This is a genomic window from Streptomyces aureocirculatus (assembly GCF_000720475.1).
Taxonomy (GTDB): domain Bacteria; phylum Actinomycetota; class Actinomycetes; order Streptomycetales; family Streptomycetaceae; genus Streptomyces; species Streptomyces aureocirculatus.
Map to the genome: position 1 here is coordinate 258,379 of NZ_JOAP01000008.1, position 15,211 is coordinate 273,589.

At 71.4% G+C, this 15,211-nt stretch carries 14 protein-coding genes and 1 pseudogene; 11 read left to right on the forward strand and 4 right to left on the reverse strand.

The window, feature by feature from the left end:
- The first annotated feature begins 41 nt into the window (after nt 1–41).
- Nucleotides 42–1,424 (forward strand): alkaline phosphatase, encoded by a 1,383-nt coding sequence (phoA, locus tag IG78_RS0110620; protein WP_030561539.1) that lies wholly within the window; start codon nt 42–44, stop codon nt 1,422–1,424.
- 80 nt (nt 1,425–1,504) lie between these two features.
- The gene (locus IG78_RS0110625) at nt 1,505–2,626 is read left to right on the forward strand and encodes an EstA family serine hydrolase (RefSeq protein ID WP_030561541.1); all 1,122 of its coding nucleotides are present in this window, start codon (nt 1,505–1,507) and stop codon (nt 2,624–2,626) included.
- A gap of 63 nt (nt 2,627–2,689) precedes the next feature.
- Here IG78_RS0110625 and IG78_RS0110630 read toward each other — a convergent pair whose 3' ends face one another.
- Nucleotides 2,690–3,988 (reverse strand): PucR family transcriptional regulator, encoded by a 1,299-nt coding sequence (locus IG78_RS0110630; protein WP_030561543.1) that lies wholly within the window; start codon nt 3,986–3,988, stop codon nt 2,690–2,692.
- 294 nt (nt 3,989–4,282) lie between these two features.
- Here IG78_RS0110630 and IG78_RS0110635 point away from each other — a divergent pair, with 294 nt between their 5' ends.
- Together IG78_RS0110635 and IG78_RS0110640 are read left to right on the forward strand one after the other, a co-directional pair.
- A complete protein-coding gene (locus IG78_RS0110635) occupies nt 4,283–5,182 on the forward strand; it encodes a DUF4394 domain-containing protein (protein WP_078964999.1) in 900 nt (299 codons plus the stop codon).
- A 118-nt stretch (nt 5,183–5,300) separates the two neighbouring features.
- Entirely contained in the window at nt 5,301–5,891 is a 591-nt protein-coding gene (locus IG78_RS0110640) for a tellurite resistance TerB family protein (RefSeq protein ID WP_030561546.1), read from the forward strand.
- A 556-nt stretch (nt 5,892–6,447) separates the two neighbouring features.
- Here the strand turns inward: IG78_RS0110640 and IG78_RS41900 are convergent.
- Nucleotides 6,448–6,681 (reverse strand): annotated as a pseudogene (locus IG78_RS41900) (hypothetical protein); the annotation flags it as partial.
- Between the two features lie 109 nt (nt 6,682–6,790).
- Here IG78_RS41900 and IG78_RS0110655 point away from each other — a divergent pair.
- The 4 genes from IG78_RS0110655 to IG78_RS41905 all read left to right on the forward strand — a co-directional run bounded on the left by IG78_RS0110655 (nt 6,791) and on the right by IG78_RS41905 (nt 12,036).
- Nucleotides 6,791–7,648 (forward strand): DUF72 domain-containing protein, encoded by an 858-nt coding sequence (locus IG78_RS0110655; RefSeq protein ID WP_030561548.1) that lies wholly within the window; start codon nt 6,791–6,793, stop codon nt 7,646–7,648.
- 151 nt (nt 7,649–7,799) lie between these two features.
- On the forward strand, nt 7,800–9,398 hold the full coding sequence (locus IG78_RS0110660; protein WP_078964998.1) for an outer membrane protein assembly factor BamB family protein: 1,599 nt from the start codon (nt 7,800–7,802) through the stop codon (nt 9,396–9,398).
- Between the two features lie 143 nt (nt 9,399–9,541).
- A complete protein-coding gene (locus IG78_RS0110665; protein WP_225882032.1) occupies nt 9,542–11,203 on the forward strand; it encodes an outer membrane protein assembly factor BamB family protein in 1,662 nt (553 codons plus the stop codon).
- A gap of 74 nt (nt 11,204–11,277) precedes the next feature.
- On the forward strand, nt 11,278–12,036 hold the full coding sequence (locus tag IG78_RS41905; RefSeq protein WP_051852512.1) for a hypothetical protein: 759 nt from the start codon (nt 11,278–11,280) through the stop codon (nt 12,034–12,036).
- Here IG78_RS41905 and IG78_RS0110680 read toward each other — a convergent pair.
- Entirely contained in the window at nt 11,993–12,424 is a 432-nt protein-coding gene (locus IG78_RS0110680; protein WP_030561552.1) for a pyridoxamine 5'-phosphate oxidase family protein, read from the reverse strand. The two genes, IG78_RS41905 and IG78_RS0110680, sit on opposite strands and share 44 nt — an antisense overlap.
- Before the next feature lie 148 nt (nt 12,425–12,572).
- On the opposite strand from IG78_RS0110680, the gene IG78_RS0110685 reads away from it, so the two are divergent.
- Complete coding sequence (locus IG78_RS0110685) at nt 12,573–12,938, forward strand: PH domain-containing protein (protein WP_030561553.1); 366 nt, start codon at nt 12,573–12,575, stop codon at nt 12,936–12,938.
- A gap of 76 nt (nt 12,939–13,014) precedes the next feature.
- Nucleotides 13,015–13,347: a putative quinol monooxygenase gene (locus IG78_RS0110690; RefSeq protein WP_030561555.1), complete on the forward strand. Its 333-nt coding sequence runs from the start codon at nt 13,015–13,017 to the stop codon at nt 13,345–13,347.
- Nucleotides 13,348–13,417: 70 nt separating this feature from the next.
- Here IG78_RS0110690 and IG78_RS0110695 read toward each other — a convergent pair whose 3' ends face one another.
- The gene (locus IG78_RS0110695; protein ID WP_030561557.1) at nt 13,418–13,795 is read right to left on the reverse strand and encodes a nuclear transport factor 2 family protein; all 378 of its coding nucleotides are present in this window, start codon (nt 13,793–13,795) and stop codon (nt 13,418–13,420) included.
- 398 nt (nt 13,796–14,193) lie between these two features.
- Between IG78_RS0110695 and IG78_RS0110700 the strand changes: the two genes are divergently transcribed.
- The gene (locus tag IG78_RS0110700) at nt 14,194–15,195 is read left to right on the forward strand and encodes an SGNH/GDSL hydrolase family protein (protein WP_030561559.1); all 1,002 of its coding nucleotides are present in this window, start codon (nt 14,194–14,196) and stop codon (nt 15,193–15,195) included.
- The last annotated feature ends 16 nt before the right edge of the window (nt 15,196–15,211 follow it).

A 15,211-nucleotide genomic window follows, 5' to 3' on the forward strand; every position in this document is an offset into this window, starting at 1 on the left:
ACCGGTACGCGCGTCAGCGCCAGCACGTCCAAGGAGTCCCCATGCCCCGCCGCCCCCGTCTGTCCCGACGCCGACTCATAGCCGCCGCATCCGTGGGTGCCGCCACCGCGGCGGCGGTGACCCTCACCGCCACCGCCGGGGCCACCGACACCAAGGACCAGGCCCGGCGGGCGATCCAGGGCGGCAAGGCCAAGAACGTCATCCTGCTCGTCGGTGACGGCATGGGCGACTCCGAGATCACCCTCGCCCGGGACTACACCGTGGGCGCCAACGGGCGGCTGAACATGGACAAGTTCCCGCTCACCGGCGCCTACACGACGTACGCGGTGCACAAGGACGGCTCCCCCGACTACGTCACCGACTCCGCCGCCAGCGGCTCCGGCTGGGCCACCGGTGTGAAGACCGTCAACGGGCGGATCTCGAAGACCCCGGGCGGCGACAAGGCCGTGCCCACGATCCTGGAGCTCGCGCAGAAGAAGGGGTACGCCACCGGCTCCGTCACCACCGCCGAGCTCACCGACGCCACCCCCGCCGTCCTCGCCGCGCACGCCACCGACCGCAGTTGCCAGGGCCCGGCCGACATGGCCAAGTGCCCCGCCGACACCATCGCCGAGGGCGGGCCCGGCTCCATCGCCGAGCAGAGCGTCAACCACAAGGTCGACGTCCTCCTCGGCGGCGGCAAGCAGCGCTTCGACCAGAAGGTCACCGACGGGAAGTACAAGGGGCGTACGGTCACCGAGCAAGCGAGGAAGCTCGGGTATCAAGTTGTCACCAACGAGCGTGAACTGAAGAAGGTCAAGTCCGTCAAGGGCGGCAAGCCCGTCCTCGGACTCTTCGCCCCCGGCAACGTTCCCGTCGAGTGGACCGGCAAGGCCGCCGCCAAGGGCGGCACCGACCCGCAGCGCTGCACCACCTCCAACCCGGGCCGCCCGGCCGGCACGCCCGAGCTCAAGGACCAGGCACGCAAGGCCATCGAGCTCCTTGAGGCCAAGCAGAAGAACACCAAGAGCAAGCAGGGCTTCTTCCTGCAGATCGAGGGTGCCTCGATCGACAAGCAGGACCACGCCGCCGACCCGTGCGGCCAGATCGGCGAGACCGCCGCCTTCGACCGTGCCGTGAAGGTCGCCCGCGACTACGCCGCCAAGCACCCGGACACCCTCGTCGTCACCACCGCCGACCACGCGCACACCAGCCAGATCGTGCCCCTGGACGCACAGCCGCCCGGCCTGTCCTCCACGCTCGTCACCGACGAGGGCCAGCAGCTCAAGGTCAACTACTCGACCAACACCCCCGGCAAGGCCCAGGAGCACACCGGCACCCAGGTGCGCATCGCCGCGCAGGGCCCGCAAGCCTACCGCGTCCAGGGCGTCACCAACCAGACCGACCTGTTCCACACCGTCCGCGAGGCCCTCAGGCTCCGCTGACCGGCGTAGAGGCGCCGTACCGATGACTTCCCGCACCCCCCGCGGTCAGTACTCCACAGGCTTCGGGAGAGGACGGCATCGTGAGCAGTGTGCAGCGGCGGGTGCAGGAGGTCATCGACGGGATGGTGGCGTCGGGGGACGAGCGGGGGGTGCAGGTGGCCGTCTATCAGGGTGGGCGGCTGGTGGTCGATGCCGTGGCCGGGGTCGCCGATCCGGGGTCGGGGCGGCTCGTGGAGTCCGGGACGCCGTTCTATACGTACTCGATGGTCAAGGGGGCGGCCGCCACGCTCGCGCACATCGTGGGCGGGCGCGGGCTGTTCGGGCCCGACACCTTCGTCGCGGAGCTGTGGCCCGAGTTCGGTGTCCGCGGCAAGGAGAAGGTGACCGTCCGGCACGTTCTGAACCACACCGCGGGTGTGCCCGGCATTCCGCTCGACACCCGGGTCGAGGACCTCTGCGACTGGGACACGATGTGTGCCGCGATCGCCGACGCCGAGCTGTGGTGGGAGCCCGGGACGAAGGTCGGCTATCACGCCTACACCTTCGGCTACATCATCGGCGAGATCCTGCGGCGCGCCACGGGCAAGCCCATCTCGCAGTTGCTGCGCGAGGAGATCGGCGTTCCGCTGGGCATCGCCGACGAGATCTACTTCGGGATGCCGGTCGAGCAGCACGCGCGGTTGGCCCAACTGGAGGACGCGCCCGCCCCCGCGGGCGGGCAGGCGGGCGGGGCACTCGACGTGGACCCCGATCTCCCCATGTTCCGGTCCGCCCCGATGGCCGCGTTCCCCACGGCCGCCCTCGGCAACCGCACCGACATCCTGGCCGCCGACATCCCCGCCGGAGGCAAGACCACCGCCCGCGCCATGGCCCGCATGTACGCGGCCCTGCTGGGTGAGGTCGACGGCGTGCGGCTCATCGGCTCCGAGCAGTTGGACGCGGCCACCGCCCCCTCCTCCAGCGGCACCGACGAGATCTTCGGGGTGCCGAGCACCTGGGGTCTCGGCTATGCCATCGGCGGTCTGACGGGCGAGCTCACCGAAGCGGGGCGGGCCGTCTTCGGCGTCGGCGGCGCCGGCGGAACCTTCGCCTACGGCGACCGCGCCCGCGGCATCGGTTTCGCCCTCGCCAAGAACCGGCTCACCGATGACTTCGCCAGTTCCCAGAAGGTCATGGATGTCGTCGAGGAGGAGTTGGGGTGATGGCCCGTCCCCCTTTTGCCCTGCCCCCCGGTCCCTCCTTGGTCCCCTGACCCGCCGTCCCCGTCAGCCCCATGCCCCCGACCGGCTTCGCGTCACCACCGCGCTCAGTGCCCGTACCCCCTGCGTCGACGCGGGCGCGACGCCCGTGAGTTCGCGTACGCGGCGCAGGCGGTAGTCCAGGGTGCGGGGGTGGACGTTGAGGGCCGTCGCCGTCGCCGTGCGGTTCATGTCGTGGTGGTAGTACGCGTCCAGGGTGACCAGGAGGTCCGGGCCCGGGGCCAGGCGGCGCGCCAGGGTGCGCAGCCAGTCGTCGACGAACGGCACGTCCGCGACCGCCAGTTCGACGAAGACGTCCGCCATGGTGTGCGTGCCGGGACGCCGTGGGGCGCGGTGCAGCGGGGCCGCCCTGCTGACGCGGCGGGCGCGGTCGAGTGCCGCGGCCAGCTCCGGGCCCGACGCCATGGCGGTGCCCGCGGCGCAAGGGAGGCCCAGGGCCCCGGCGAAGTCCCGTACGAGGTCACCGACCGACGGCGGTGGTGGCAGCGGCGCGAAAGCCGCGGTGGGCGGCGCGCACGGGGTGAGGGCGATCAGTTCGCCGCCCCCACCCCCCGACGCCTCCGCGCACCGCCACACCAGCGGCACCTGGTACGCCTTCACCAACGACTCCAGATCGCCGTCGAGTTCGCGGTCGCGGCTCCGCTCACCAGGCCGGTCGTGGGCGTGGCCGTGGTGGCGGCCGCGGTCATGGTCGTGGCCGTGACCGTTCGTCGAAGGGCGCCGACCCGGCACCCGTACCACCGTCACCGCCCAGTGCTCCGCCTCCCACAGGAGCCCCACCGCCGACGCCAGTTCGCAGGCCATGGGGTCGCCGGTCAGCAGTGCCCTGGCGAGCAGGGCGACCTGGTCCACGTACGGCAGGCCGTGGCGCAGGCCCGTCACGAAACCCCGGCAGTACGCCCCGATGCCGCGCTCGCCCTGAGCGGCGAACCAGCTCATCATGCGGATGAGTTCGCCGACGCCTTTGCCGCGGAGCGCGTCGGTCGCCTCATTGATCTCGCGGAGCATCAGCGCGGTGTGCAGTCCGAGGACCCGCTGCCGGGATTCGAGGGACATTCCCGCCCGGCCGCGGGATTCCCCCATCGACGCTATGTGGTCGAGATCGTTCTTCGTCAGCGCGAGCTGGGACGGGGAGAGTTCGATTGTGCGGCGCCGCAACCACACCGCGTACTCCATCGTCTCGGCCCGCGCCCGGGGATCCGCTTCGAGCACCCCGAACTCCGGTATCTCACTCGCGTACGTCTCCACTTCCCGGCGTGCGGAGGCCGGTGCCCGCCGGGCCAGCTCCGCGAAGAGGCTGCCCATGGGCGTGAGGATGCCAGCGGGGGCGGACGGGCCGACAGATGAAATCCGGACGGGGTTTATCACTTCGCGTAAAGCGGGGTGGTTTTTCTCCGACGTCGCCGGGAGTTTATTTGTCACGGGGTGCAAAGTTTGCAGGATTGGCAGGCCCTTGTCGTTCCGGCCGCTTGTGGGGATCTCGACCCACTGGGCTAATGGGAATTCTTCTTCAGCAGCCAGCAGCCAGCAGCAAGTAGCCAGCAGCGAGCAGTTCAGCGTTCCGCGTTCCGCGTTCAGCAGCCAGGAGGGTTTCGCGTCATGAACAGAACTATCCGGAAGAGAATCATGGCGGCGGTAGCGGCCACCTCCGCGTCCGTCGCGCTCCTCGTGGCCGTTCCGGGCAGCAGCGCGGCTGTTCCCGACGCCCCCGCCGCCCCCGGCACTCCCGCCGCCCCCAGCCTGCGGGCATTCGGCATCACCGGCGACGGCACCCTGATGGCCACCTTCACCACCGACCGGCCGAACGTCCTCGACTGGGTACGGACCGTCAACGGGCTCAGCGGGGACCAGCGCCTCGTCGGCATCGACTTCCGTGTCCAGAACGGGCTGCTGTACGGCGTCGGCGACAAGGGCGGCATCTATACGATCAAGACCCCGCCGGAGGTTCCCGACGTGGTCGTCACCAAGGTCTCCCAGCTCCAGGTGGACCTGTACGGCACCAACTTCGGCGTCGACTTCAACCCCGCGGCCGACCGGCTTCGCGTGGTCGGCGACCGGGGGCAGAACCTGCGGCACAACCTCGCTGATCACAGCACCGTCGAGGACACCGTCCTGACCACCCCGCCCCTCACCGGGCCGACCCGTGGCGTCACCGCCGCCGCCTACACCAACAACGACCACAACGGGACCACCGCGACCACTCTCTTCGACATCAACACCACGGCCGACCAGGTCGTCATCCAGTCCCCGGCCAACAGCGGCTTCCTCGCCCCGACCGGCTCCCTCACCCTCGACGCGGGCGCGGACTCCGGCCTGGACGTCTTCAGCCATCTGACGAACGGCAAGACGACCGCGAACAGCGCCTTCGCCTCCCTCACGCCCTCCGGCGCGCGCACCCCGTCCCTCTACGGAGTGAACCTCTTCACCGGCGAGGCGACGTCCATAGCCCAGTTCCCGCTGAACATCACCGATCTGGCGATCACCCTCACGGGGAACTGAAGCAAGTCGGGCGTTCCGGGGCTGGAACTTACCGGCGGGGGAAGGCGTTGGCAGGAATACACGCGGGAGCCCCCGCGGACGAGCGAACGTCAATGACATGGCAGCCGAGGTGGCACGCATGGCGATGTGGGACCGGATCAAGGACCAGGCAAAGGGTCTGCAGCAGTCGCAGGGTTCCCGGAGCTCCGGCGGTCACGGGCAGTCGGGCCCGATGGGGTCCTCGGGGTCGGCGGGGCCGGCGGGGTCGGGGTCGTCGGGCTCCCGAGGATCGAAGGCCCAGCTCGTGGGCATGCTCAAGTCGCAGCTCACGTCCCTCAAGACGGAGCTGAAGAGCGGCGCCTACCGCGACGCCAGCATGGCCATGTGCGCCCTGGTCGCCGCCGCCGACGGGAACGTCGACCCGGCCGAGCGCCAGCACGTGGAAACGCTGATCCTGCAGAACGACGTCCTGCAGAACTTCCCGCCCGAGCAACTGCGGCAGCGCTTCAACAAGCACGTCGACAAGCTGTCGACGAACTTCCAGCAGGGCAAGGCCGAGGCCATGCAGGAGATCGTCAAGGCGTCCAAGAAGCAGACGGAGGCCAAGGCGGTCGTCCAGACCGGCTTCGTCGTCGCCGGGGCCGACGGGTACATCGCACCGGCCGAGGAGCAGGTGCTGCGCGAGGTCTGCCAGGCGCTCGGCGTGTCCCCGCAGGAGTTCGGTCTCTGACAGGTCCGTTGTCCGTCAGGGTCCGTTCCCTGACAGGTCCGTTCCCTGACGCGGGTGCGGCCGACCTCACTGGGTCGGCCGCCACCGGCTGGCCCCCGAGCCCCTGGCCCCTGGCTCCTGGGCCCCTGGCCCCTGACCCCTACTGGTCCGAGTAGCTGAAGTCGCCCACGGTCCAGGCGCTGACATCCGCGATCGCGACGCGGTACATGCCGCCGGTCTCGGGGATGCCCACGTTGCCCTGGAGGATGCGGGCGAGGTGGAAGTGCAGATGCGTGGGCGCCACGCCCGCCCCGCCGGCCTGTTCCGGCGGACCCTCGCCCCGCCTCCCCGAAGAGCCCTCCGCCCGGCCCTCGGACGGGCTTTCCGTCCGGCCGTCCGACGGACCCTCCGCCAGGCCGTCCGACGGACCTTCCGCCAGGCTTGCCGACGGACCCTCCGCCAGGCCGTCCAGCGGACCCTCCGCCAGGCCGTCCAGCGGACCCTCCGCCAGGCCGTCCAGCGGACCTTCCGCCAGGCCTGCCGACGGACCCTCCGCCAGGCCGTCCGGCGGACCTTCCGCGCGGCCGTCCGGCGGCCCCTCACCCCGGCTCCCCCCGAAGACGTCCGCGAACGGGCCGAGGCGGGACGAGTCCTTCAGGACCTCCGACACCCGTTCACGCCACACCCTTTCGGGGGCCAGGCGACCGGTGATGACCGTGCCTCCGACGACGACGGTCAGCGACATCTGATTCGTGTTCTCCGACTCCACCTTGGCGGAGATGTTGACGAGCAGCTCGTCGGGCTTCGACATGACAGAGGATTCTATTCGGCGCCCGGGCCCCACCGGCATGCCGCCGTCACACAGGAGCCGCGCGGCGCGGTGCCCGCTGGAACCACCGGACGCGGGTACCCGCCCGTACATGGGTGAGATTCTCGTCGGCTCCTGTTCGTGGACGGACCCCGCACTGGTGCGCAGCGGTTGGTATCCACGGGGGCAACGCGACGCGGAGGGCAGGCTGCGGTACTACTCCGGACGCTTCCCGGTGGTCGAGGTCGACTCGGGCTACTACGCGCTGCCGAGCGCGCGGAACAGCGAGCTGTGGGTCGAGCGGACCCCGCAGGGGTTCATGTTCGACGTGAAGGCCTTCTCCCTGCTGACCGGCCACCCGACGAAGCGGGCAGCGCTCCCCGCCGACCTGCGGGACCGGCCCCGCGGCCGCGGCCTGGTGACGGAGGTGTGGGCGCGGTTCGCGGCGGGGATCGAGCCGCTGCGGGCGGCCGGGCGGCTCGGCAGTGTGCTGTTCCAGTTCCCGCCCTGGCTCGAACCCGGGGCGCGGGGCGAGGGGCTCGTCGAGGAGTGCGCCCGGCTCACCGCGGGATGGCCGGTCGCCGTCGAGTTCCGGCACCCCGCGTGGTGGCGGCAGGGGCAGGAGCGGGAGACCGCGGCGCTCCTCGCCCACCACGGCTTCGCCGCCGTGGCCGTCGACATGGCGCAGGACCTGCCCTCGTCCGTGCCCCCGGTCACGGCTGTCACTTCGCCCCGGCTCTCCGTCGTACGGTTCCACGGCCGCAGCAGGTCCTGGGGGACCGGCAGCAAGGAGTACCGCTTCCGGTACGCGTACGGGGAGGACGAACTGGCGGAGTGGGCGCCGCGGCTGCGGGCCCTCGCCGAGCGGGCGGAGCGGGTGCACGTGCTGTTCAACAACTGCTGCGCCGACGCGGCCGTACGGGCCGCGGAGACGATGGGGCGGCTGCTGCGGGTGCCGCAACCCGCCTGACCCGGCGGGGGGGGAACCTCCCCGTCCGGGCGGCGCGGCGGCCGCCGCATCCTGTCCGGCAGGACACGCGCCGCCTCACCCCAGGTCCACCTTGCTCGTAGGAAGGCCAAATCTCTCTGAAAAACGGCCTCTTTGAGCCACACTCTCCCTCATGGTCAGTCGCGATCACGGGCCCGGTCCGGTCCCGCCCCCTCAGCCCGAGCACCGGCCCGTGCCCGGCAATCCCTACGCCCAGCCGCCGTCCGCCCCCGGCCCTGCCCGTGCGGGACGCGGGCGGGCCTTCGGCATCGGCGCCGGAGCCCTCGCCCTGTTGCTCGTCGGCGCCGGTGCCTTCGTCCTCACGCAGGGGGACGACGACGGCAGCGGTTCGCGCAAGGCCGCCGCGTCGGAGAGTCCACGTACGCCCCGTCAGTCGGAGAAGCCGGAGAAGTCCGGGCGGAGCGACGACAAGGACCGGGGCGACGACAAGGGCCGGGGCGACCCCGGTGTCGTCGACGTCAACGCCGGACGCGGACCCGGGGACGCCGAGGCCTGGGTCGCCGTCAACGACATCGAGCTGCCCGGCAAGGGCGCCATGCTGTTCGACCTCTGGCACGCCGACGGCATCGTGGCGCAGGCCGAGTACGACGAGGTCACCGGTTTCAGCGCCGACGACGGCACGAAGAAGTGGTCCGTGCGGGTGCCCGGCGAGGTGTGCGACACCCCCGTGAACGCCTCCCCCGACGGCAAGGTGGCCGTGCTCTACACCAAGAGCAAGGCCAAACAGACCGGCAAATGCAACCAGCTCCAGGTCATCGATCTGAGAACCGGCGAGAAGGGCTGGCACAAGCAGCTCGTCGAGCACGGCCTGTCCGACTCCACCAGCATGGCGCACGTCGCCGTCAGCGGCTCCACGGTCATGGTCGACCAGGACTCCACCGCGCACGCCTACCGCCTGCGTGACGGCAAGCGGCTCTACACCACCAAGATGGAGCGCGAGGGCGCCTGCTTCCTGCGCGGGGTCGCCGGTGGCAGCGGTCTGCTCCAGGTGCAGTCCTGCGCGGCCGGGAGCGAGAGCACCCACGGCCGCCTGAAGAGGCTCGATCCCCGTACCGGCAAGGTCAAGTGGGTCTACCGCAGCAAGAAGGGGTGGACCATCGACAAGGTGTACTCCGTGGATCCGGCGGTCGTCACCTTGCGCAATCGCGAGAGCACGGACAAGTGGGCCGTGGCCGCCGTCGGCGCGCGGGGCGAGCAGCGCTCCTGGATCGAGTTCGCCGACCGGGAGAAGTTCGAGATGTGCACCGGCGCGGGTGACTCCGGCGAGGGCGTGCAGAACTGTCCGGGCGGTGTCGTCTCCGGCGACACCCTGTACCTCGCCGGTTCGCCGAAGGACGGCATCCTCGGCCCCAGCAGGATCGCCGCCTTCGATCTGGCCACGGGCAGCCGCAAGTGGTCCGCGGGGGCGAACGGCCGCCAGCTCGTCCCCGTCGCCGCGAGCGGTGGCGACCGGGGCGGGGTGATCGTCTACGCCCGCGCCTCCCTCGGGAAGACCGGTCAGACCCTGCGCTTCGGCCCCGGGGGCGGCAAGCCCAAGGTGCTGCTGCGGCACACCGCCGCCGCCGAGGAGATCGAGTCCGGCATGTTCGCGGGCATCACGCTCTACGCCGAAGGCCGGTTCTATGTCAGCCCGACCCGGCTCGACGGCAAGGCCCACGGCGGCAAGGGCGAGGAGGGGAACGGGCGGCTGCTCTCCTTCGGCAAGCCGTAAGCCCGGCCCCTCCCGCAAGCCTCCGTGCCTCCCCCGCCCCTGACTCACCCGCCTCACCTGCCTCACCCGCCTGCCCCTTGTCTGCCTCGCCCTCTGACTTGCCAGCCTCGCCCGCCGCGCGCCCTTCTCTTCACGGAGCCCCGATGACCCAGCCGCCCCCGCTTGGCCCCGCGCCCGAGCAGCCCCCGCACGGCTCCGCAGCCGAGCAGCCCCCGCACGGCCCTGCTCCCGGGCAGCCCCACCCCGGCGGCGCCTTCGGCCCGCCCCCGCCGGATCACCCCGCCGGTTTCGGGCCGCCCATACCCCCGGGCCCGGGAGGCTTCGGCCCGCCGGTGCCGCCGCCCCCGGACGGCTTCGGGACGCCCGCGCCCGCGCGGGAACCGGGGGGCGGCCGGGGGTCCCGGAGGCGCACGGCCGTCGTCGGCGCCGCCGTCCTCGCCGTCGCGCTGATCGTCGGCGGTGGCGTCTGGTACGCCGTGGGCAAGGACGACAAGGGTGACAAGGACGGCAAGAACCGTGCGGCGGCCAAGCCGGTCGACGACGGTGCCGGGCCCGCGTACGAGAAGCCGCGGGAGAAGGTGCCCGCCGACCCCAAGGCCTTCTACAAGGGGGCGGGCGGACAGCCCGAGCCGCCCAAGGGCGAGAGCACCTATCGGGTGCGCGGGTCCTGGCTGACGGACAAGGTGTACGCCAAGGCCTCCGTCGGCAGGATCAGCGGGCTCGACGCGGCCACCGGCTCCCGCGTGTGGGTCCTGCCCAAGCCGGGCATGTCGTGCGCGGGCTCACCGAACCTCGGCGAGGGCAACATCGCCGTGGTGGTCACCCAGCCGCCGGGCGAGGACGAGCGCGGCACCGGCGCCCCCTGCACCGAGGTCACCGCGTTCGACGTCGACAACGGCAAGAAGCTGTGGACCAAGTCGGTCACCATCGGCTACCAGAAGGAGAAGACGGCCTTCGACCAGGCCACCATCAGCGGTGACACGGTCGCCGTCGGCGGTCTGTACGGCGGTGCGGCCTTCGATCTGCGCAGCGGAAGGCTGCTGTGGAAGCCGAAGCAGGGCGAGACGTGCCGGGACGTCGGCTACGGCGGCGGCGATCAGCTCGTCGCCGTCCGCTCGTGCGGCGACTACGGTTCCGCGCGGATCAAGGTGGAGGTGCTCGACGCGGCCTCGGGCAAGCCGCGGTGGAGCAGCAGACTGCCCGCGGGCGTCCGCACCCCGAGCGTCATCTCCTCCCGCCCCGTGGTGGTCGCGGCCGACTCGGGCGAGATCACGTCGTCCGGCGCGTCGGACGTCTTCTCGTTCGACGCCCGCGGAAAACTCCGCACGAAGATCGCGCTCCCGCCCGAGCGGTACATGCACGAGTGCGGCACCCAGTCGGTCGTCGAGGACTGCCGGGGCGTCACCGCGGGCAACGACAAGCTGTACGTCGCGACCGCGCGGCGCGACACCGCGGACGGCATCACCTCGACCAACGACATCGTGGCGTTCTCGCTGGCCACCGGCAAGACCACCGGGGAGAAGCTGACCGGCGGCGACAACTATCCGGTCTTCCCGATCCGCATGGACGGCGGGAACCTCCTCGTGTACAAGAGCGCGCCCTTCACCCGGGTCTACTCCGTCCACGGCCGCACCCTGAAGCAGACCCTGCTCCTCGACGCCGGCACCCGGCCGAGCAGCCTGGCCCCCCTGCGGTCCGAGCTGCGCTTCACCCACAGCAAGCTGTACATCAGCGGCGATCTGATCTCCCGGCCCACCTCCAAGCGCTCCAAGCCGACGATGGTGTTCGGTTTCGCCGCCAAGTAGCCTTGCCCCCGACGGACATATGGGTGCGAAGTGCCGACGGTGCGACGCGGTGGGCGAAAGAGGACGGTCGACCGATGCCGCGGATCGTGCGGAAGGTCCGGGGCGCGCTGCGGGCGGAGTGGCAGTGTCTGGCGCTCGCGGCCTGGCGGGAGCTGCGGGAGCGGCGCCCGCGCGCTGCCCTGCTCGGCGTTTCGCTCGGTGTCTCGCTGGCCCTGACGGCGAGCCTCGCCATGATCACTCTGCATGAGCTGCAGGAGATCCCGGCGAGCGACCGCGTCGTACGTTTCGCCGGAGAGGTGCGCGCCGATCAGCCGCTGTGGGTGTCGCTCCTGCGCACGCCCCTCTCCGTGCTCGTCCCCACCCGGGACCAGTTGGTGTGGGGCGGCCTGCCGCGCCTGATCCTGTCCCTCGGCCTGGCCCAGCTCCTCATCGGACCCCGGCGGGCGCTGCTCGTCGGGTACGGCGCGACGCTGGCCGGCACCCTCGGCGCGCGGGTCATGGTGGCCATCGGGCCCGACCACTTCGCGGGGGTGCCGGCCGCGTACGCCCACGACGTGGACACCGGGGCGTCCGCCGCCGTCGTGGGCCTCTTCACCTATCTCTCGGTGCGGCTGCGGGCGCCCGTGCTGTGCCTGGCGTTCGTCGTACCGACGGTCGTGGGCTCGGTCCTTGAACCGAACCTCGCCGGGCGCGAACACCTGGTCGCCGTCGCCTGCGTCACCGCCGTCGCCGTGCTCCAGGAGCGACGCAGGCCCGGCGAGTTCAGGGCGACCGGACCTGCGGGGTCGCTCAGACCGAGCCGAGGTCCGAGGACACCCACCGCTCGGGGCTGAGCCGTATGACCACCTGCTCGCCGTGCTCCTTCCAGGACGTCTCCACATAGCCGTCGACCTTCTCGGCCGGGAGATAGCGGGAGGCCATCTCGTGGAGCTGCTCGCGGGTCGCGGCCTCGGTGGCGACGACGGGGCCCTCGACGGAGACGTAACGGACCGTCGGCTCAAGGCGTTCCACCATGAGCGAGAAGCGGCCCGCCGCACCGATCAGCTTCGCCTTGCGCGAGTCGCGCTCCGTCATGATCCACACATCGCCGCCGGGTTCGTACTGGTACCAGATGGGGACGGTGAGCGGCGCCCGCCGCCCGCCCTCCCCGGAGTCCACGGCGAGCGCCGCGATGTGCGGCTCGGCCAGGAACTGTTCGCGTTCTGCGCGGTTGAGAGCCATCGTCGATCTCCTCAGGAGTACGTGAACCTCCTGCATACCCGTCGAATGCCGTGCCGTACACAGCGCATCGCGGTTCACCGCCGGGGTCACGTACGGTGAAAGTCCGGCTGAAGGAGCCGGAGGAGTCGTCACACTTGGGGGGCCTGACATGGCGCTGTTCGGAAACGCTCACACCGTCGACCCGGCGTCGGCGCAGCAGGACTACGCACGCCTCATGGGGCACGGCGAGCAGGTGTACGCGGCGTACCGGCTCATCCGCGACACGATCCTGCTCACCGACCGTCGCATGATCTTCATCGACAAGCAGGGCATGACCGGCAAGAAGGTCGAGTACCACTCGGTGCCCTACCGCAGCATCACCCACTTCTCGGTGGAGACCGCCGGTCACTTCGACCTCGACGCGGAGCTGAAGATATGGATCTCCAGCAACCCCGTGCCGATCGAGAAGACCTTCACCAAGGGTGTGGACATCTACGAGGTGCAGGCGATCCTCACCCAGTTCGTGGCCAGGTAGTCCCGAGTAGTCCAGATCCGGACCTGGGGGTACGTTCATAGGTGCACTGCACAGCGATACACAGGGAACAACCCCCATGATCTTCATCACCGTCAAGTTCACCGTCCGCCCCGAGCGGAGCGACGAGTGGCTCGACCTCGTCGACGACTTCACCCGCGCCACCCGTGAGGAGCCGGGCAACCTGTTCTTCGAGTGGTCCCGCAGCGTCGACGACCCGCACACGTTCGTGCTGGTCGAGGGCTTCCGCGACGGCGAGGCCGGCGCGGCGCACGTGGAGTCCGCGCACTTCAAGGCCGCCATGGACACCATGTCGTACGCCATCGCCGACGTCCCGCAGATCGTCAGCACCGAGATCCCCGGCATGACCGGGTGGGGCGAGATGGGCGAGGTCGCGCCGCGCGAGGCCTGATCGCGTACGCGCCACAGGTGCCCCGGACCGTGGTGGTCCGGGGCACCTGTGCGAGCGGGGTCCGGTGGCCTCAGGCGGTGGGCAGCCGGTCGAGGAAGCCGTGCACCGTGCGGATGCGGCCGTCGTCGGCCAGCTCGACCACGTCGAATCCGGCGACCGGGGCGGAGCCGTCCGCGTCGGACACCAGCTCCCAGGTGAAGCGGGCGAGGTTGTGGTGGCCGTCGACCTCCCCCGTGTGGCGGAACGAGAAGCCGGGGAACTGCTCCCTGGCTCCGGCGATGACGGCGGCGATGCCCTCGTGGCCCGCGACGTCGGCCAGCGGGTCGGTGTACGTGCCGTCCTCGGTCCACGCGGCGGCGATGGCCTTGGGCAGATCGGCGGTGTCGGCGGTGTTCCAGGCCTCGAAGTAGCGGGCAACGGCGGTCTCGTGAACGTACTGTGCGGGCATGGTGTTCGCCTCCTGCGTGGTCGTGGACCGGGCTTCTGCCCCGGAGCCCGGGCGGAGGGCGCCGCCCGGGTTCCGGTGACGCCAAGACTGCCGGGCGGGCGCCGGGGGGTCGATTACGCGGGAGGTAATGCCCGCCCAGCCACCCTGCGGACGGCTGCTCCGCCCGCGCCCTGCGGACGGCTCCTCCGCCCGCGCCCTGTGGGCGGCTGGTCCGCCCGCGCCCTGTGGGCGGCTGGTCCGCCCAGGGGGCGGAACGGGCGGGCACAGGGCGGAACCCCGCCGCCGGGCAACCACCCCCCCCGACCTCAGCCACCTCCGACCCCCGAGAACCTTCCGCCGCGCCCCCCGACTGTGCTTGCCTAAGACCCGATCCCGCCCCCCAGGAGAGGAAGTCGCGGATGCGCAAGGCGTGGTGGGCGACGCCCCTGCTGGTCGCGCTACTGCTGGGCGGCTGCGGAGACCCCGGTTCCGGGTCCCAGGACGCACCCCCCGCCCCCACCCCGGCCGACAGCACCCCCTCCCAGACCACCCGCCAGCGCGCGGGAGCCGACACCTCCGACAAGACCGACACCTCCGGCGGGGAGCGGAGCGGGAGCCGGGACAAGGGCCGGGAGAGAGCCAGGGACAGGGCACGCAAGCCCTCGGGGCAGCCGCCCGAGGTCCTCTACCTGGGCGACTCCCTGGCCATGGAGAACCAGGACGTCCTCGGCGAACTCCTCCGCGAGAACCTCGGCGCCCGCTACACCAGCGCCCCCTACTCGGGCACCACCCTCTGCGACTACCTGGAGAACACCGGCAAGGACTCCCTCGTACCGGACAAGCACAAGGCGGCGACCCTGGTGCGCGAGACCCGGCCCGACTATGTGGTGCTGCAGTTCTGGGGCAACGCCTGGGGCTACACGCCGTGCATGGACGGCATCACGTACGACAAGGCACGGCAGACGTACTTCTCGCGGTACGCGGCCGACGCGCGCCGCCTGACCCGGCAGATCGAGGAGGCCGCGCGGGACACCGGCGGCAAGCGGCCCAAGGTGGTGTGGGTGTCCCAGGGCCCGGACGCGATGACCCCCGACCGGGTCCGCCGCGTGAACGGGATCTACCGCCAACAGGCCGCCACCGCAAGCGATGTGGTCTCCGACGCGGGCAAGGCCGTCAGCCCGGCCGCCGACCGCTACACCTGGGCGGAGCACCTGCCCTGCACCGCGTACGAGCGCGCGCACCCCGCGTACTGCACCGAGCCGGAGAGCGGCCGCACCGCCCTGCACCGCCCCAAGGACTTCCTGCACTTCTGCCTGGCCCCGACGACGCCCAAGTCACGCCCCTGCCCGGTGCGTTCACCGGGCATCCGACGCATCGGCCAGGCGATCACCGACACGGTGCGCGCCCACCACGGCGGCTAGCGCCCCGCGCCCGGAC